Raw genomic sequence first — 17,825 nt, 5'->3', positions numbered from 1 at the left:
CTCCTAGTCGCCCAGAAGCTCCCCGATCGGCTGCAGGTCTTCCACCCGGTCGCAGATCGACTTGACCACCATGGTGATGGGAATGCCCAGCAGCAGCCCCCACACGCCCCAGAGCCAGCCCCAGAAGATCACGCCGACGAACACCGCCACCGGGTTCATTCGGCTGGTGCGGCTGGTGAGCCACGGCAGCAGCAGGTTGCCCACCAGGGTGTGGATGAGCAGCGACGTGCCGGCCACCAGCAGCCCCATTTCAAGCGTGTTGAACTGCAAGAAGGCCACCAGCCCCGCGGCGCCCATGACGATGACGGAGCCGATGTACGGAATGAGGTTGGTCACCGCCGCAACAATGCCCCACACGGCCGCGTTCTCCAGCCCCAGCCCCCAGAACGCGAGACCCGTGGCCACGCCGACCAGCACGCTGGTGAGTATCTGCACCAGCAGGTAGCGCTCGATGTTGCGCGTGATGTCGTCCAGCACATGCACGGTGATCTTTTTCTTTTCGAGGCTGGGGCCGGTGATCTTGATCAGCTTACGCCGGAACGTGTTGCCCGAGCACAGCGCAAAGAAGGTCAGAAAGATCACCAGCGTGAACTGCCCCGCGGCGGCCAGCAACCCGACCGTGCCGCTCCACAGGTACTCGCGCACGTTGAAGGCCGGCCGCTCGATGACGACACGCGCCACGCCCTTGCGGGCCGCAACGCGGGCCGAATTTTCCTCGGCCGCGCGTTCGAGCTGCGCGGCGGCCTGCTGCACGCTGTCGAGCGGCGTGGCGGTGGCGCTCTTGTTGCTGCGCGTGGCCTGCCGCAGCTTTTGCGCCGCAACCGGCAACGAATCGAGCAGCTCCGAGGCGCTGCCCGACAGCGAATAGCCCGTCCAGCCCAGGCCGCCGGTCAAGCCCAGCAGGATCACCGTCGCACCGATCCAGCGCGGCACCTTCCAGTGCTCCAGCCGGTCGACCAGGGGCGAGAGCGCATAGCTCAGCAGCAAGCTCACCATCAGCGGAATGAAGACCGCCGAAGCCCATCGCAACGCGAAGACACCGGCCAGCACCGCAAGCACCACCAGCGAAGCGCTGCGCACGTCGACCGGCATATGCAGCAGCATGCGCTGGGGTTCGGGCTCCGGTTCAGGCTCGGGGGCGGCGGCCTGCGGCGCGGGCGCCGCCGCGGGCTCGGGGGGCAGTTCGGGCGGAGTTTCGGCAGCCTCGGGCGGAGGCTGTCCTGCTGCCGTTGTCTCGTCGGCGGTTTTCTTGTCGTCGGTCATCGGGCTTCCTTCAGCACTTCGCGCACTGCAGCCAGTTGCCGCCGCGAAACCGCGACGGGTTCGGGAATCGCGTCGAGCCGCAAGGCCCAGCCTTCGGCGTCTTCCCCGTCATCGTATTTCTCCAGCGCGCGGATGGCTGCGCGCGCCACCAGCGCATTGCGGTGCACGCGCAGAAAGCGCCCCGGGTACCGCTCTTCGAATTCGTTCAGCGAACCGTCCAGGATGTGGCTGCGCGTGGCGGTGCGCACCGTGAGGTACTTGTATTCCGACTTGAGGTAAAGCACCTCCGAAAGCGGCACCCGCTCGGCGCGGCCCCGGTCTTGAATGAGCACGCTCTCCTGCACGGCGCCCGCCTGCAGCACCCGCCGCTCCTTCAGAAAACGCTCGGCCTTCTGCAGCGCCTGCTGCAGGCGCTCGGCCCGCACGGGCTTGGTCAGGTAGTCGACCGCATCGAGGTCGAAGGCCGTGACCGCATGGGCCGCGTGGGCTGTGACGAACACCACGGCCGGCGCGTCCGCCTGCTCGTGCAGCGCGCGCGCCACCTCGATGCCGTCGACACCCGGCATGTGGACGTCGAGCAGCACCAGGTCGATCGCCATGCTCGCCAGGTGTTGCTGCGCTTCGGCGCCCTGGGCCGCCTCGGCCACCACGTCGGCCGCGGGCGAGCGGCAGTCGCGCAGCAAGGTGCGCAGCCGGGAGCGCGCAAGGGTTTCGTCGTCGACGATCAGGGTCTTGAGGGTCATGATTCGGCGGGAATGGCAATGCGCACGCGGTAGTTCTTCTGGTCCATGCCGGCGCTGAACTGCATCTGCATGTCGTGCAAGAGCCGCAGCCGGTCGCGCACGTTGGCCAGCGCAATGCCGTGGCCACGCGGCAAGGGCTCGTCGGCCCAGCGCAGGGGCGGCAGGCTGTTGACCACCTCGATCACCACCACGTCGCCCCGGCGCTCGGTGCGGATGCGCAGCCTGGCGCCCTCGGGGCTGGGCTCCACGCCGTGCTTGATGGCGTTCTCGACCAGCGGCTGCAGCAGCAGCGGGGGCAGACGCGCACTGCTGGCCGCGGCGTCGAGGTCCCACCGGATGCGCAGGCGGTCGCCGAAGCGCACCTGCTCGATGGCGAGGTAGCGCTCGGCCAGCGCGATTTCGTCGGCCAGCGTGCCCGATTCGCCGGGGTCGGCCAGCGCCTGGCGGAACAGCTCGGCCAGGTCTTCCAGCATGGTCTCGGCCTTGGCGGGCTCCTCGCGCACCAGGGCAATGGCGCTGTTGAGCGTGTTGAACAGAAAGTGCGGGCGGATGCGCGACTGCAGTTCCTCGAGCCGGGCGGTCATCGCGGCCGGCGTCTGGCCGCGCGCGCGCAGCACCATCGCCGCCATGACCATGCCCGCGATGAAGGCGCCCGCCACGGCGCTGGCGAGCCACGGCGCCGTGCCAAGAACACCGGTGAGCCGCAGCAGTCCGCAGCCGTAGAGCGCCGAAACGGCGCCCAGCACTGCGCCCGCCGCGTACTGCGCCTGGCGCGGCAGGCGACCGAGCGGCTTCTTGAGCCCGCAGGCGGCGACCAGCCACAACAGGGTGGCGGGCAAGGCGCCGCCCGTGACGGTGGCGGTCTGCACCAGCCATTCCCCGGGGGAAGACGATACGAAGAGCGTGGCGGTCGCCACCAGAGCCTCGACGAAGAGCACCGCGCGCAGAACCACGCCGATCTGGCAGGCGTCGAACAGCCCGGAAACGCCGCGCGCAGGCAAACGCCCTCTTTCCGGCGAGGACGGAGGCGTGGGGTTGGAGGTGGCCGATAAAATCGCCGGGTTGCGCATCACAGATACATTGGGTAACCAACCCATTATTGCCTCTCGAACGGCTCCCATGACCCAAAACCAACTCGACAAGAAATCCGAAGCCTGGTCGGCCCTGTTCTCCGAACCCATGAGCGACCTCGTGAAGCGCTACACCGCCAGCGTGTTCTTCGACAAGCGTCTGTGGCAGGCCGATATCGAGGGTTCGCTGGCGCATGCCGGCATGCTGGCCGCCCAGGGCATCATCGCCAAGCAGGACCACGCCGAAATCGAACGTGGGATGGCGCAGATCCGCGCTGAAATCGAATCGGGCGCCTTCGAGTGGAAACTCGACCTCGAAGACGTGCACCTGAACATCGAGGCCCGGCTGACCCAGCTCGTGGGCGACGCCGGCAAGCGCCTGCACACCGGCCGCAGCCGCAACGACCAGGTCGCGACCGACGTGCGCCTGTGGCTGCGCGGCGAAATCGACCTGATTGCCGACCTGCTCGTCGCACTGCAAGTCTCGCTGGTGGACATCGCCGAAAAGAACGTCGACGTCATCCTGCCCGGCTTCACGCACCTGCAGGTGGCGCAGCCGGTGAGTTTTGGCCACCACATGCTGGCCTACGTGGAAATGTTCAGCCGCGACGCCGAGCGCCTGCAGGACGTGCGCAAGCGCGTCAACCGCCTGCCGCTGGGCGCCGCCGCGCTGGCCGGCACCAGCTACCCGCTCGACCGCGAACTGGTGGCCAAGACCCTGAAGATGGACGGCGTGTGCCAGAACAGCCTGGACGCCGTGAGCGACCGCGACTTCGCCATCGAGTTCACCGCCGCCGCCAGCCTGTGCATGGTGCACATCAGCCGCATGAGCGAGGAACTCATTCTCTGGATGAGCCAGAACTTCGGCTTCATCCAGATCGCCGACCGCTTCACGACCGGCTCTTCGATCATGCCGCAGAAGAAGAACCCCGACGTGCCCGAGCTGGCGCGCGGCAAGACCGGCCGCGTGGTCGGCCACCTGATGGCGCTCATCACCTTGATGAAGGGCCAGCCGCTGGCCTACAACAAGGACAACCAGGAAGACAAGGAGCCGCTGTTCGACACCGTCGACACGCTCAAGGACACGCTGCGCATCTTCGCCGAGATGATCGGCGGCATCACCGTGAAGCCCGAGGCCATGGAGGCCGCCGCGCTGCGCGGCTACGCCACCGCCACCGACCTGGCCGACTACCTCGTGAAGAAGGGCCTGCCCTTCCGCGACGCGCACGAAATCGTGGCCCATGCCGTGAAAGCCGCCACTTCGCACAAGGTCGACCTGGCGGAACTGCCCCTGACGGTGCTGCAGCAGTTCAACCCGAACATCGAGAAGGACGTGTACGACGTGCTGAGCCTGCGCGGCTCGCTCAATGCGCGCAACATCCTGGGCGGCACCGCGCCGGCGCAGGTCAAGGCGCAAATCGCGCGCCATCGTGCACGGCTTGCCTGACCTTCAAGGCGCCACTTGTTCTACGCCATCCCGCTCGAGAACAAACCGAGCTGGCGCAATCCACCGTGGATGACGGTGCTGCTGATCCTCGTGAACATGATCGTGTTCTGGGGGCCGCAGCGCAGTGAAGAAAAGGCCGACGAACGCGCGGCCCACTATTACGCGCAGAGCGTGCTGCCCGAGCTGGAGCTGCCGCCCTTCGTGGCCTGGCTCGAGGAAACGCGCTCGCCCCGTGCCAAGGCCGCCCAGCGGCTGCTGGCCCGCAAGCAGACAGGGCCACTGCTCGACGGCATGCAGCAGGAAAAAGCGTTCCTGCAAAAGCTGCGCTCAGACGGCGTGATCACGCCCGCCAACCCTCGGTACGCCGAGTGGAAGCGCGACCGCCAGCAATACGAATCGATGCAGCCCGCGCCGTTCACCGAACGATGGGCGCAGGACTACACCAAGGACGCGGAGTTCAAGCCCTGGACCTGGGTCACCGCCGCCTTCCTGCACGGCAGCACCGGGCACCTGCTGGGCAACATGCTGTTCCTCTTCCTGTTCGGCTTTTCGGTCGAGCTGGCACTGGGCCGCGGCACCTACCTGAGCTTCTACATCCTGGGTGCGGTGGGCGCTTCGGTGCTGGCCGACTGGGCCTATGCGGGCAAGGGCAGCTACGGGTTCGGCGCCTCGGGCGCGGTGTCGGCGCTGATGGGCATGTACGCGGTGATGTACCGGCTGCGGCGCATCCGGTTCTTCTACCAGCTGTTCTTCTATTTCAACTACGTCACGGCGCCGGCACTGCTGCTGCTGCCGGCGTGGATTGCCAACGAACTGCTCCAGCACGCGGTAGGCGGCCAGGGCATCGCCTACATGGCGCACCTGGGCGGCCTTCTGGCGGGCGCGGCACTGATGGCCTGCGCCATGGCGCTGAACCGGGTGAAGACGCCGGAGACCGTGGCGTCGGAACAATCGAACGGCGACGAGGAGTTCAACGGCCACGTGGCCGCGGCGCGGCGGCTGGGCGCCGCCATGAAGTTCGAGGCCGCCGCCGCCGAATGGCGCGCCGCCGCCGCATTGCAACCTGGCGACACCGATACGCTGCGCGCCTGGTTCAACACCGCGCGGCTGCAGCCCGCGAGCGAAGACTTTCACCAGGCCGCGCGCCGCATCTTCCGCCTGCCCGCCACCGATCCCGACACCCTGGCGCTGCAGCACGCCAGCTACACCACCTACCTCGACCAGGCCAAGCCCGGCGCGCGCCTGAAGCCCGACGACATGGCCCGGCTTGCGCGCCGCTTCACGCGCGTGCGCCAGTTCCAGGACGCCGACAAGCTGTGCCGCGTGCTGCTGAAGACCGCGCCCGACCATCCGGAACTGGCCGATACCCTGTCGGCCTGTGCCAACGGATTGCTGCATGCCGGCGAGCGCGAGATGGCCAAGGGCTGGCTGCCGCATCTGCTGCGGCTTGCGCCCAACGACATGGTGACGCGCGCCCTCGAGCGCGCCTGAACAGGCTGGCGGCCGCCTAGGCTGCCGGACGGAGCAGCCAGCGCACTTCCTGCGTCTGCTCGCTGTCCGGAAAGCGCGATTCCAGCGTCTTCAGAATCGGCTGCGCCATGTCGGCGCGGCCCAGCCCCTGCACCAGCACCCTGGCCGCCAGTTCGTAGGCTTGCGGAATGGCCGCATGGCCGCGAAAGCGCCGGTCGAAACCCGACAGCAGCGCGAGCGCGGCATGCGCATCGCCGTTGCGCCATTCGGCTTTTGCAAGCGTCACGACCGTGGGCGCGTCGTCGAGCGCAAAAGCCTTGTCCTTCTCGCGGCAGGCCCTGAAGACCTTGAGCGCCTCGGACGCCAGGTCGCGCCCCAGCAGCAGCGGAATGTAGCGGCGCGCGTGGTCGAGCAAGGTGGAAGCCTTGTCGGGCATGAGCAGCAGCACGCGGTGGTAGCGGCGCTGCGCCGCCAGGTCGTCGGACGATGCCACGCGCTGCGCCTCGTAGGCCACGCCCAGCGCGCCGGCCACGTCGCCGTCGGTCACCAGCTGTGCCACCTCGGCATCGGTGCGCTGCGCGGCAATCTGCTCGGGCGTGCGGCGGTCCACCGGCGCGCCGTCGTCCACCCCGCCGCCGGGCAGCAGGTCGATGCCGAAAGCGTCGTGGTGCTGGTACATCACGTAGCCCAGCAGGCTGGCCATCACCCAGCCGAAGTAGATGAACGCGAAATTGGCGATCGGCAGCACAATGAGGCCGTCGATCATCGGCAGCAGCATGTCGATGGCAACCTGGGCGCCCGCGCTCAAGAGAAACAGGAAGAAGCACAGCAGTGCGTAGGGCCAGCCGATGATGCGCATCGCATCCATCACGTGGCCGGGGTTCATGGCCTGGAAGAAGCTGCCCGACTGCACCAGCACGATCACGGCGGCCGGAAAGGTGAACGACACCACGAACACCGCGACAGTGCCCAGCACCGGCTCGTACCAGGCCAGCCAGCCGATCAGCGCGCCCTGCACCACTGAAATAGCAAACAGCTTCCACGGCAGGTTGACCCAGTCCTCATTGAGTTCGCGCGGAAAATCTTCGGAACGCCAGATGCCCCGCGAGCCAAGCGCGGTCACCTTGAAGCCATAGCGGCTGGCCGCCAGCACGATGCCCAGTTCGATCACGATCAGCGACAGGCCGGGATGCAGAAAAGGAATGGCCTCGAACAGCAGGCTGCAAAACGCGAGCACCAGGCCGTACATCAACGGCCGCAACTGGAACGGAAACGCAAAGAAGCTGTTGAGGCGGTGCCAGAACGGCGGCGGGGGCGGCAGCGAGTCGTTGACGAGCATGGTGGCGACGCTCCGCGCTTACTTGAAGAAGTCGCTCTGGCTCATGGCGCCGCGCCCGCCCATGCGCACCACGGTCACGTCGTCGCCGCGCACCAGCCGCATCTGGCCCAGCTCGCGCTCCAGCCGCTGCGTGAAAGTGCTCTTGAACTGCATGGCCGTCTCGCCCATCTTCAGCACGCTGGTGCCTTCGACGGTAGCGCTCTTGCGGTCGCTCGCCACCTCGATGCTGTCGATGTGGTACTCGTACTCGATGGTGAGAATGCCGCCCATGCGCTCGCCCACCGACTCGAACATCTTGAAAGTCTTGCGCAACGAGTCGCAGGCCTGTTCGCGGTCGCTGCTGGTTTCGGTGGTGCGGCCCATCATCACCGTCTTGCTCTGGATGACGACCTTCTTGCTGAGTTGCTTGCACAGCTTGTCCGCGTCACGCGAATAGATGGCGTGCGCCTCTTTCTCGTAGTACGTGCGCACCATCGATTCGTCGAGCTTGCGCCCGCCGATGAAGAAGTACCACGCGCCCACGCAGAGCGCGACAACGATCGCAATTTGCTTCATTCCCCACCCGCACGCTTGTGCGCTCCGCTCCGATTTTGCGGGGCAGTATACGTTGCCGAATGTTTCCTGGGAGCGGGGAGCGAGGCCGGCAAGGCGCTCCGGCGGCGCGTCGGAAGAGTGGCCGGCCCGGTATTTCATGCCCCACAATCCGAAGACGGCACCCGGGTGAAACCGCGCCCACTGCCCGCTCCCGATTGAACAAAAACGGTCCGATTTGCGCTCCGACTTCCGATGCCTTCGATGAAAACCGCGCTGGCCGCGGCCTTGCTGCTGACCGCGGCACTCGCCTCGCACGCCCAGAACCACACTGCCGTCCTCCCCTATGAGTCGCTGGACAGCACGGCGGCGGATGCCTCCACCTCCTCCGAATACCTTGCGGCCAAGGCGCGCTGGCACAACGAGCTCGCGGCCTTCTCGCGAGCCGACCAGCAGCAATTTCCGGCGCCCGGCGGCGTGGTGTTCGTGGGCAGTTCCACCGTGCGCATGTGGAAGAGCCTCGCGCAGGATTTCCGCCAGGTGCCGGGCGTCGTCAACCGCGGCTTCGGCGGCTCGACCATGGCCGACTGCAGCCTGTTCGCGCGCGACCTGGTGGTGCGCTACAAGCCGCGGCAGGTGCTGGTGTACGCCGGCGACAACGACCTGGCCGAAGGCCGCACGCCGCTGCAGGTGCTCGAAAGCTTTGCGCGTTTTGCCAACACGGTGCGCGCCGAGCTGCCGAACACGCGCATCAGCTTCATCTCCGTCAAGCCGAGCCCCTCGCGCGAGCACCTGCTGCCGCTGGTCCGCGAAACCAACAACGTGATCGCGGCCTACCTCAACCGGCTGCCCGACAGCGAATACATCGACGTTTTCACGCCCATGCTCGGCGCGGACGGCCGGCCGCGGCCGGAACTGTTCCGCAGCGACAGGCTGCACATGACGGACGAGGGCTACCGGCTCTGGCAGTCGGTCATCGCGGCGCGCCTGCCGGGAGCCGTTGCGGCGGCAGCGCCGGCACCTGCGACGGCACCCACGCCGACATCGGCGCCGGCCGCGGCGTCTGCCCTGCCCTGACCGCTCTCAGGCCCGCGCAGGCTCCGTAGGCACATCGTCCGCTGGCGGCGGCACATCGGCGCCGCGCGTGAAGCGCGCCACCGCGTACATCCCCGCGAACACCGCCAGCAGCAGCAAGCCGTCGCCCCACCACGGCCGCGCGGTCTGGCTGTCGCCGTAGAAAGCCAGCACCAGCAGCACCGCCACCAGGTGCGCGCAGAACACCGGCAGCGAGGCCGCGCCCATGGCCTCGAGCCAATGCAGGCGCGGAATCTTGCGCATGAACCACGGCCCGAAACGCACCGCCAGGATGCCCAGCGCCACCAGGTTGACGAGGCGCAGCGGCCCCAGTTGCCATTTGTCGAACAGCAGGTTCAGCTCCACGTCGCCCCCAAAGGGCGCCTGGCCGTTGATGCCATGGTGGCGCCACCAGAAGCCATAGAGCGCAATGGCCAGCGCGGGCATCCACAGCCAGGCCGGAAAACGCATCGGCCGCGCATCGGGCAAATTGCGGCTCGCACCCATGCACAGTCCCGCAAACCAGAGGAACTGCCACGCGTAGCTGTTGAAAGCGCCCATTTCATGGAACGGCACCGAAATACCCAGGTAACGCACGGCCAGCGCATAAATCCATTCGCTGATGCCGAACTGCGCCATGGCCCACACGGCGACGCTGGCGGCCATGACCGGCGTCCAGCCGTGGCGCATGGCAAAGGCCAGCACCCAGGGGCTCATCAACATGAAGAAGATGTACATCGGCAGGATGTCGAGCAGCGCCGGTTCGTAGATGAGCAGCAGCCCGAACAGGAAGCCGTCGCGCGGCTCCGCGAGGTAGTACGACACCAGGTTCTTCACCGCCGGCTGGTCGATGTGCAGCCCGAGTGCGGCAATCACCGTGAACAGAAACAGCAGGATCGCCGCCTGGCACAGGTACACCTTGAGCACGCGCCGCCAGAAGGCCTGGCGCATCGAATCGACGCCGCGCACGTAGCCGATGCGGCTGTAGACCAGGCCGGCGACGAAAGCCGACAGCAGCACGAAGCCTTCCGCCGCCGAAACAAAGCCGAAGGGCTGGCCCAGCGGATCGGTCAGCCGCGTCGGCAAATGGGTGACGGTCATCAGCACGAGCATCAGCCCGCGCAAGGCGTCTATTTCCCAGTAGCGTTTCATCGGTCGGCGGCGAGGTCTTGGTGGCGGTCCGCGCGGCGCACGCACGACAGTGCCGATTGTATGAAGACAGCCACGGCATATGACTCTTGGCACTGCCGAACCGCCTTTCAAATCGGCTACGCTGCGCGGTGCTTCAAGGCGGAGAAAAAATTGAAAAGAACCATTCCAGCGTTGCTTTTGGCCGGCAGCGCTTTTTTTGCCGGCCCGGGCCATGCCCTGCAGATCACCAGCCTGACGCCGCAAGGCGAGGTGGCGCGCGTGCGCCAGATCGTCGCCAAGTTCGACCAGACCGCCGTCAATTTCGGCGACCCGAAGGCACCCGCGCCGCTCACGGTGAGCTGCACCGACGCCCGTGCGGGCAAGGGAACGGGCCGCTGGACCGATGCCAAGCAATGGGTCTTCGACTTCGAGAACGACCTGCCGCCCGGCGTGCGCTGCACCGTTACGCGAATCTCCACCTTCAAGCCGAGTGCCGGCGGTGAACTGACCGGCCCGGAGCGCTATCAATTTAATAGCGGCGGCCCGTTCGTGCGCAATTTCATGCCCGGGAGCTACGGGCGCATCGACGAGCAGCAGATGTTCGTGCTCGAGCTCAACGGTGGGGCGACGGTCGAGAGCGTGCGCCAGAACGTCTGGTGCGCGGCCGAGGGCATTGGCGAGCGCATTCCCGTCAGGCTGCTCGAAGGCGAGCAGCGCGCCGGCCTCCTCAAGGCTTTTGGCCGCGACCAGGAGGCCGCGAAAGAGCCGCTGCGCTTCATTGCGCTGCAGTGCAACCGCACGCTCACGCCCGGCAGCAAGGTGCAGATCGTCTACGGCAAGGGCGTGGCCACGCCCTCGGGTGTGGCCAACAACGTGGAGCGCCGCCTGAGCTTTCAGGTGCGCGAGCCGTTTGCGGTGTCTTTCACCTGCGAGCGCGAGAACGCGCAAGCCGCCTGCCTGCCGCTGCGGCCGATGCAGCTGCAGTTCAATGCGCCGGTCACGCGCAAGATGGCTTCGCAGATCCAGCTCAAGGGCGCCGGCAAATCGATTGCCGCCACGCTCGAGAACGACGGCGGCACACCCAGCGAAGACGATGTCGTCAGCGCCGCGAGCTTCGCCCCGCCGCTTGCCGAAGACACCAAGTACACGGTCGAGCTGCCCGCCAAGTTCGAAGACGCATCGGGCCGGCCGCTGGCTTCGCCCGGCAGCTTTCCGCTGGACGTGGCGACCGGCGCCATGCCGCCCCTGGCCAAGTTCGCCGCCTCGCCTTTCGGCGTGGTCGAGCGGCTGGCCGAACCCGGCACGCCGGCCATGATGCCGGTGACCGTGCGCCGCGTGGAACCCGCGCTCATGGTGCAGGCGCTCACGCCCGGCAAGGTCAGCGACATGAATCCGAAGACCGACGCGGAAATCATCGCGTGGTTCCGCAAGGTGCGCCGCTACGACGAGTACACGGTGAGCCGCGAGCAGGCGCGCAAGGACATCAAGGGCGCGCTGCCCGCAGTCATCGAGACCAACGAGCGCACCCGCATTCAGACCCGCATGCTGTCTCTTCTGGCGGGCCAGCCCGGCGTGAAGGCGCTCGACATGCCCAAGGCCGAGAGCGGCGATCCGCGCCCCTTCGAAGTCATCGGCATTCCGCTGACGCCCGGCTTCCACGTGCTCGAAATTGCCTCGCAGAAGCTCGGCGACGCGCTGCTCGACGAGCGCTACGGCGCAAGCCGCACGATGTACGTGCGCACCACCGCGCTGGCCACCAACCTGGCCGTGCATTTCAAGCTCGGCCGCGAGAACTCGATGGCCTGGGTCACCACGCTCGACAAGGGCAAGGTGGTGCCGAATGCCGAAGTGCGCGTGTCCGATTGCCGCGGCACCGCCGTCGCAACCGGCAAGACCGACGCCAACGGCATCGTCAACCTGACCGGCATCGCGCCCGACGCGCCCAGCTGCAACGGGCCTGACGAATACAACACGGGCGCGTGGTTCGTCAGCGCGCGCGCCAAGGACGACAAGGGCATTGAAGACCTGGCTTTCACCTGGAGCGACTGGCAGCGCGGCATCGAGCCCTGGCGCTTCAATGTGCCCACCAGCCTGCAGGCCGAGCCCGACCGCGTGGCCCACACCATCTTCGACCGCACGCTGCTGCGCGCCGGCGAAACGGTGTCGATGAAGCACCTGATCCGCACCCAGACCAGCAAGGGTTTCGGCCTGCCCGAAAACCGGCCGGACACGCTGGTGGTGACCCACACCGGCAGCGGCCAGCGCTTTACGCAGCCGCTTGCCTGGCGCAAGACGCCGACCGGCGGCCTGAGCGCGGAAAACACCTTTGCCATTCCGCCGGCCGCCAAGCTCGGCGTGTACGAGGTCATGCTGCGTACCGGCAAGGGCAAGGACGCCAACAGCGGCGAATCCGATGGCGAGGGCGGCGAAGGCGGCGACAGCGACTACAACCGCAGCTTCTCCACCGGCCTGTTCCGCGTCGAGGAGTTCCGCCTGCCCGTGCTCGAAGGCCGCATTGCGCCCACCGACAAGAAACCGCTGGTGAGCGTGGTCTCGGTGCCGGCCGACGTGCAGATCAACTACGTGGCCGGCGGCGGCGCCGCCAACCTGCCGGTGCGCGTGTCGGCCATGATGCGCGGCAAGAGCCTGAGCTTTGCCGACCACGACGCCTTCAGCTTCAACCCGCCGCGCGTGCAAGCCGACGGTGCGCAGGCGGCCGCGCCCGCCGCCGATGCTGCGGGCGGAGAGGAAGACATCAACAGCGCCAGCGACACCCGCGTGATCGCCGACAAGCTGCCGCTCACGCTCAACAAGGACGGCGCCGGCAAGGTCACGATCGACAAGGTGCCCAAGGTCAAGGCCGCGCGCGAGCTGCTGCTCGAAGCCACCTACGCCGACCCGAACGGCGAGGTGCAGACCATCCGCAGCACGCAGACGCTGTGGCCCGCCTCGGTGATTGCCGGCATCAAGACCGAGGGCTGGGTTTCCACCAGCCAGAAGCTCAAGTACCAGGCGCTGGCACTCGACCTTTCGGGCAAGCCCCAGGCCGGCGTGACGCTCAACGTGCGCGCCGTGGCGCGCATCACCACCACCAGCCGCAAGCGCATGGTGGGCGGTTTCTACACCTACGACAACAAGACCGACACCAAGGACATCGGTACCGTCTGCAGCGGCAAGAGCGACGCACGCGGCCTGCTGCTGTGCGAATCCGAGCTGAAGGAAGCCGGCGAAGTCGAGCTGGTGGCCAGCGCCACCGACAGTGAAGGCCGCGACAGCCGCGCCGCCAGCTCGGTGTACGTGACCAAGCAAGGCGAACTCTGGTTCGGCGGCGAGGACAACGACCGCATCGACGTGCTGCCCGAGAAGAAGAGCTACCAGCCCGGCGAAATCGCCAAGTTCCAGGTGCGCAGCCCCTTCCGCTTTGCCACCGCGCTGGTGTCGGTGGAACGCGAGGGCATCATCGAAACGCACGTGGTCCAGCTCAACGGCAAGGACCCGACCGTGAGCCTGCAGGTCAAGCCCGAATGGGGACCAAACGCCTACGTGAGCGTGCTCGCCCTGCGCGGCCGCCTGCGCGAAGTGCCGTGGTACAGCTTCTTCACCTGGGGCTTCAAAGCACCGCGCGAATGGTGGACGGCCTTCTGGTACGAAGGCAAGGAATACGTCGCGCCCACCGCGATGGTCGACCTGAGCAAGCCCGCCTATCGCCTGGGCATGGCCGAGATCCGCGTCGGCACGCGCGCGCACCAGATCGACGTGACAGTAACCAGCGACAAGCCCAGCTACCCCGTGCGTGGCAAGGCGCAGATCACCATCTCCGCCAAGCTGCCCGACGGCAAACCCGCGGCCGGCGCCGAAGTGGCCTTGGCCGCGGTCGACCAGGCCCTGCTGGAGCTCATGCCCAACGACAGCTGGAACCTGCTCAACGCCATGCTGCAGCGGCGCAGCTGGGGCGTCTCCACCTCCACCGCGCAGATGGAAATCGTCGGCCGGCGCCACTACGGACGCAAGGCCGTGCCCGCAGGCGGCGGCGGCGGCAAGGGCCAGACGCGCGAACTGCTCGACACGCTGTTGCTGTGGAACCCGAAGGTGGTGCTCGACGCCAACGGCCAGGCCGTGGTGACGGTGCCGCTCAACGATGCGCTCACCACCTTCAAGATCGTGGCCGTGGCCGATTCGGGCACCAGCCTCTTCGGCACGGGCCAGACCAGCATCCAGGCCACGCAAGACCTGCAGATCATCAGCGGCCTGCCGCCGCTGGTGCGCGAGGACGACCAGTTCCGCGCCCAGATCACGCTGCGCAACACCACGCAGAAGCCGATGAAGGTGGAAGCCACGCCGCGCGCCACGCTGCTCACGCTCGAGACGCAAACCGTCGACATTCCGGCCGGCGAAGCACGCGAAGTGGCCTGGACCGTGACCGCGCCCGCGCAGCTCGCGCAGACGCGCGCCGAAGCCATCCTGTGGGAGATCGAGGCCAAGGACACGCTGGGCGGCGCGCGCGATGCGCTCAAGGTGCGCCAGCGTATCGTGCCCTCGGTGCCGCTCACGGTGCAGCAGGCCACGCTGGTGCAGCTCGACGGGCCCTTCACCATCGACGTGGCACCACCCGCCGACGCCCTGCCCGGCCGCGGCGGCCTCAAGCTCGCCTTGCAGCCCAAGCTTGCCGAAGGCCTGCCCGGCGTGCGCGACTGGTTTGCGAACTACCCGTTCATCTGCCTCGAGCAGAAGACCAGCAAATCGGTCGGCCTGCGCGACGCGAAGATGTGGCAAGGCGTGCTGGCCCAGCTGCCGACCTACCTGGACAGCGACGGCCTGGCCAACTACTTTCCGCCGCGCGACGGCGAAGCCAACCGCGGCAGCGACATTCTCACGTCGTACCTGCTGGCGGCAACGCACGAGGCCGCGGCGCTGAACCCCGCCTTCGCGCTGCCTGACGACGTGCGTGCACCGATGGAGTCGGGCCTCATCGCTTTTGTCGAAGGCCGCATCCAGCGCGAATTCTGGAGTCCGCGCAAGGACCTGGACGTGCGCAAGCTTGCCGCGCTGGAGGCGCTGTCGCGCTACGGCACGGCCAAGGGCAGCATGCTCGGCAGCATCACCATTGCGCCGAACCAGTGGCCCACCAGCGCCGTGATCGACTGGCTCAACATCCTCAAGCGCGTGCAGGACGTGCCGCAGCGCCAGCAGCGCCTCGACGAGGCCAACAACGTGCTGAAGGCGCGCCTGTCGTACCAGGGCACCAAGCTCATCTTCAGCACCGAACAGGACGACTACTGGTGGTGGCTCATGACCAACGGCGACGTCAACACTGCGCGGCTGCTGCTGAGCGTGATGGACGACCCGGCGTGGAAGGACGACATCGGCAAGCTCGCCAACGGCTTCATCGGCCGCCAGCAGAACGGCGCCTGGCACACCACCACCGCCAACCTGTGGGGCGGGCTCGCGCTCGAGAAGTTCTCCAAGGTGCTCGAAAGCACGCCGGTGGCGGGCATCACCGCCGCCACGCTCGGCGCCGCGAAGGCGCAGGTCGACTGGAGCAAGGTCGATCGCGTGAAGACCACCGATGCGGCCGGCGCCCCCAACCAGAGCACCTTCTTCGGCGCGCCCGCGTCACCGGGCAACCTGAAGAACAACACCATGTTCCTGCCCTGGGCGGCATCGCCTTCGGGTGCGCCGGTGCGCGACACGCTGCTGGTCACGCAGCAAGGCACCGGCAAGCCGTGGCTCACGATGCAGTCGATTGCCGCCGTGCAGCTGAAGGCGCCTTTTGCCGCCGGCTACGCGCTCAAGAAGACCATCACGCCCGTCGAGCAAGCCACCGCGGGCAAGTACACGCGCGGCGACGTGCTGCGCGTGAGCATCGAGGTGAACGCCAGCGCCGACATGACCTGGGTCGTGATCAGCGACCCGATTCCCGGCGGCGCCACCATCCTGGGCAGCGGCCTCGGCCGCGACTCGCAGATCGCCACGCAAGGCGAGAAGAAGTCGGGCGCCGGCTGGCCGGCTTTCGAAGAGCGCAGCTTCGAAGCCTTCCGCAGCTACTACGAGTACCTGCCCAAGGGCGTGGTGAAGATGGAATACACCGTGCGCCTGAACAACGTTGGCGACTTCGCGCTGCCGCCGAGCCGCGTCGAGGCGATGTATGCGCCGGAGATGTTCGGCGAGACGCCGAATGCGCGGGTGAAGGTGGAGGCGGCGAAGTAAGCGCCGGGGCGACAGTTAATACCGGCGAACGCGCGTGACGCACAGCACCGCATTCGCCGAATCGATCATTGAAACAAGGAGGACCCTGTGGGCCTTTCAATCTCCGTCGGCATCCTCGCCGACTTGCTCGAGAACGATCCCGAGAGCGCCGAACGGTTCGATGAAGATTTCGCTGCGGCGAACCGCAGACTCATAGCGGCTGGCCTGCCGCCGCACGTGGAGCCGCGCACGTTGCCGCCACTCGAGTCCCGTGCCCGGATCGATGGCCTGCCTTATTCGTTCATTCATTACCTCCGCCGGGCCTACGCACATCGCGTGACGACGCCCGACTGGATGGCGACGCCCTTGCCGGATGGCGTCGACCCCACGGAAGACGAGACGCTCGAAGACGTGGCGGGCATGTTCGAAAGCCACCTGCTTTGCCACTCCGATGCGGAGGGCTTCTATCTGCCGGTCGACTTCGAAGAGGTGATCTTTGCCGAGCAAGACGAGGCTGATCTGCCCGGTGGCATGCTTGGCTCTTCGTACAGATTGCTTGAAGAACTGGTGCTGGTCGCTCCCGCACTCGGCATCGCGCTCTCGAATGGCCAGCTCTCGGACGAGGAAGCGTCCCGTCTCACCGCGATCAGCGAAGGAGAGGAAAGTCTGTATCGCGAAATCGAGTCTTGGCTGCTGCTTTATGAGTCGGCCCGGCTCAGCATCGCGCACAAGACCGCCATCGTTTTTGGTTGATTCAGGCAGGCCCCGCTGCCGCAAGCGCCGCCTCGTACACGGCCAGGTCCGCGTCCGAGAAGCAGCAGAACGTGGCCTCCTGAACGCTGGCGCTTTCGGCCAGCGCCGACCGGACCGTGGCTACCGCGATGGGCGCCGCGAGTTCGATCGGATAGCCGTAGATGCCCGTGCTGATCGACGGAAACGCGATGGTCCGCAGGCCGTGCTGCCCGGCGATTTCCATCGACTTCCGGTAGCACGATGCAAGCAGTTCCGGCTCATCGTTCGAGCCCCCGCGCCAGACCGGCCCGACGGTGTGGATGATGAACCGGGCCGGTAGCCCTTGGTCAGCTTGGCGTCGCCCGTCTTGCAGCCAGACAGCAGGCGGCACTCATGCAAAAGCTCGCGCCCTGCGGCGCGGTGGATGGCACCGTCGACACCGCCTCCGCCGAGCAGCGATGAATTGGCTGCATTGACGATGGCATCGACCTGCAGCTTGTTGATGTCGCCGCGTACGGCGCGAAGCGCGTTCTGCATGGCCCTGAGCGGAGTCTTACCGATAGAACGCCTCGACCCTGCCCTTCAGCTTGATCAGCAGCGGCTTGCCCTTGCGGTCCACCGTCTTGCCCGCGGGCACCTTGATCCAGCCTTCGCTGATGCAGTATTCCTCGACGTCCAGGCGCTCCTTGTCGTTGAAGCGGATGCCGATGTCGTGCTCGAAAACGGCCGCCACGTGATGGGGGCTGCGCGGGTCGGTGGACAGGTGGTCAGGAAGGGGCGGAAGGGAATTGGCTTCGGTCATGGAATAAACGGTGATCTATCTGAAAAACTGAACCGCG

12 protein-coding genes and 1 pseudogene are annotated in these 17,825 nt (G+C 67.0%); 5 read left to right on the top strand and 8 right to left on the bottom strand.

Annotation, left to right across the window (positions count from 1 at the left end):
* Nucleotides 1-3: 3 nt before the first annotated feature.
* From EJI00_RS01685 to EJI00_RS01675, 3 genes are read right to left on the bottom strand one after another with little or no spacing between them, the layout of a single operon-like run.
* Nucleotides 4-1,263, bottom strand: coding sequence for an AI-2E family transporter (locus tag EJI00_RS01685; protein WP_126745724.1), 1,260 nt, complete (start codon nt 1,261-1,263; stop codon nt 4-6).
* Nucleotides 1,260-2,006, bottom strand: coding sequence for a LytR/AlgR family response regulator transcription factor (locus EJI00_RS01680; RefSeq protein WP_126745723.1), 747 nt, complete (start codon nt 2,004-2,006; stop codon nt 1,260-1,262). The genes EJI00_RS01685 and EJI00_RS01680 overlap by 4 nt, the downstream gene beginning before the upstream one ends.
* A complete protein-coding gene (locus EJI00_RS01675; protein ID WP_126745722.1) occupies nt 2,003-3,103 on the bottom strand; it encodes a sensor histidine kinase in 1,101 nt (366 codons plus the stop codon). Before EJI00_RS01675 ends, EJI00_RS01680 begins: the two co-directional genes overlap by 4 nt.
* Nucleotides 3,104-3,125: 22 nt before the next feature.
* Here EJI00_RS01675 and argH point away from each other — a divergent pair, with 22 nt between their 5' ends.
* Both argH and EJI00_RS01665 read left to right on the top strand, forming a co-directional pair.
* Complete coding sequence (gene argH / locus EJI00_RS01670; protein WP_126745721.1) at nt 3,126-4,523, top strand: argininosuccinate lyase; 1,398 nt, start codon at nt 3,126-3,128, stop codon at nt 4,521-4,523.
* 15 nt (nt 4,524-4,538) lie between these two features.
* Nucleotides 4,539-6,014, top strand: a complete 1,476-nt coding sequence (locus EJI00_RS01665; RefSeq protein ID WP_126745720.1) for a rhomboid family intramembrane serine protease — start codon at nt 4,539-4,541, stop codon at nt 6,012-6,014.
* A gap of 16 nt (nt 6,015-6,030) precedes the next feature.
* On the opposite strand, the gene EJI00_RS01660 is transcribed toward EJI00_RS01665, so the two are convergent.
* Both EJI00_RS01660 and EJI00_RS01655 read right to left on the bottom strand, forming a co-directional pair.
* Entirely contained in the window at nt 6,031-7,332 is a 1,302-nt protein-coding gene (locus EJI00_RS01660) for a tetratricopeptide repeat protein (protein ID WP_126745719.1), read from the bottom strand.
* Between the two features lie 18 nt (nt 7,333-7,350).
* Nucleotides 7,351-7,887, bottom strand: coding sequence for a hypothetical protein (locus EJI00_RS01655; protein WP_126745718.1), 537 nt, complete (start codon nt 7,885-7,887; stop codon nt 7,351-7,353).
* Between the two features lie 240 nt (nt 7,888-8,127).
* Between EJI00_RS01655 and EJI00_RS01650 the strand changes: the two genes are divergently transcribed.
* On the top strand, nt 8,128-8,940 hold the full coding sequence (locus tag EJI00_RS01650) for an SGNH/GDSL hydrolase family protein (protein WP_126745813.1): 813 nt from the start codon (nt 8,128-8,130) through the stop codon (nt 8,938-8,940).
* A gap of 6 nt (nt 8,941-8,946) precedes the next feature.
* On the opposite strand, the gene opgC is transcribed toward EJI00_RS01650, so the two are convergent.
* On the bottom strand, nt 8,947-10,089 hold the full coding sequence (opgC, locus tag EJI00_RS01645; RefSeq protein ID WP_126745717.1) for an OpgC domain-containing protein: 1,143 nt from the start codon (nt 10,087-10,089) through the stop codon (nt 8,947-8,949).
* A 150-nt stretch (nt 10,090-10,239) separates the two neighbouring features.
* Here opgC and EJI00_RS01640 point away from each other — a divergent pair, with 150 nt between their 5' ends.
* On the top strand, nt 10,240-16,275 hold the full coding sequence (locus EJI00_RS01640) for an alpha-2-macroglobulin family protein (RefSeq protein ID WP_126745716.1): 6,036 nt from the start codon (nt 10,240-10,242) through the stop codon (nt 16,273-16,275).
* A gap of 87 nt (nt 16,276-16,362) precedes the next feature.
* The gene (locus tag EJI00_RS01635; protein ID WP_126745715.1) at nt 16,363-17,007 is read left to right on the top strand and encodes a hypothetical protein; all 645 of its coding nucleotides are present in this window, start codon (nt 16,363-16,365) and stop codon (nt 17,005-17,007) included.
* 1 nt (nt 17,008) lies between these two features.
* On the opposite strand, the pseudogene EJI00_RS01630 reads toward EJI00_RS01635, so the two are convergent.
* Both EJI00_RS01630 and EJI00_RS01625 read right to left on the bottom strand, forming a co-directional pair.
* A pseudogene (locus EJI00_RS01630) lies at nt 17,009-17,523 on the bottom strand (O-acetyl-ADP-ribose deacetylase).
* 16 nt (nt 17,524-17,539) lie between these two features.
* The gene (locus EJI00_RS01625) at nt 17,540-17,788 is read right to left on the bottom strand and encodes a DUF3297 family protein (RefSeq protein ID WP_021006088.1); all 249 of its coding nucleotides are present in this window, start codon (nt 17,786-17,788) and stop codon (nt 17,540-17,542) included.
* Nucleotides 17,789-17,825 lie beyond the last annotated feature (37 nt).

This window comes from Variovorax sp. DXTD-1 (assembly GCF_003984625.1).
Classification (GTDB): Bacteria; Pseudomonadota; Gammaproteobacteria; order Burkholderiales; family Burkholderiaceae_C; genus Variovorax.
Note: the sequence above shows the minus strand (reverse complement) of the source record. Positions and strands in the feature narration are given on the sequence as shown.

Excerpts from the sequence above, each read along its gene's own strand:
- EJI00_RS01685 (WP_126745724.1), bottom strand. The coding sequence starts at position 1,263 with ATGACCGACGACAAGAAAACCGCCGACGAGACAACGGCAGCAGGACAG.
- EJI00_RS01680 (WP_126745723.1), bottom strand. The coding sequence starts at position 2,006 with ATGACCCTCAAGACCCTGATCGTCGACGACGAAACCCTTGCGCGCTCC.
- EJI00_RS01675 (WP_126745722.1), bottom strand. The coding sequence starts at position 3,103 with ATGGGTTGGTTACCCAATGTATCTGTGATGCGCAACCCGGCGATTTTA.
- argH (WP_126745721.1), top strand. The coding sequence starts at position 3,126 with ATGACCCAAAACCAACTCGACAAGAAATCCGAAGCCTGGTCGGCCCTG.
- EJI00_RS01660 (WP_126745719.1), bottom strand. The coding sequence starts at position 7,332 with ATGCTCGTCAACGACTCGCTGCCGCCCCCGCCGCCGTTCTGGCACCGC.
- EJI00_RS01655 (WP_126745718.1), bottom strand. The coding sequence starts at position 7,887 with ATGAAGCAAATTGCGATCGTTGTCGCGCTCTGCGTGGGCGCGTGGTAC.
- EJI00_RS01650 (WP_126745813.1), top strand. The coding sequence starts at position 8,128 with ATGAAAACCGCGCTGGCCGCGGCCTTGCTGCTGACCGCGGCACTCGCC.
- opgC (WP_126745717.1), bottom strand. The coding sequence starts at position 10,089 with ATGAAACGCTACTGGGAAATAGACGCCTTGCGCGGGCTGATGCTCGTG.
- EJI00_RS01625 (WP_021006088.1), bottom strand. The coding sequence starts at position 17,788 with ATGACCGAAGCCAATTCCCTTCCGCCCCTTCCTGACCACCTGTCCACC.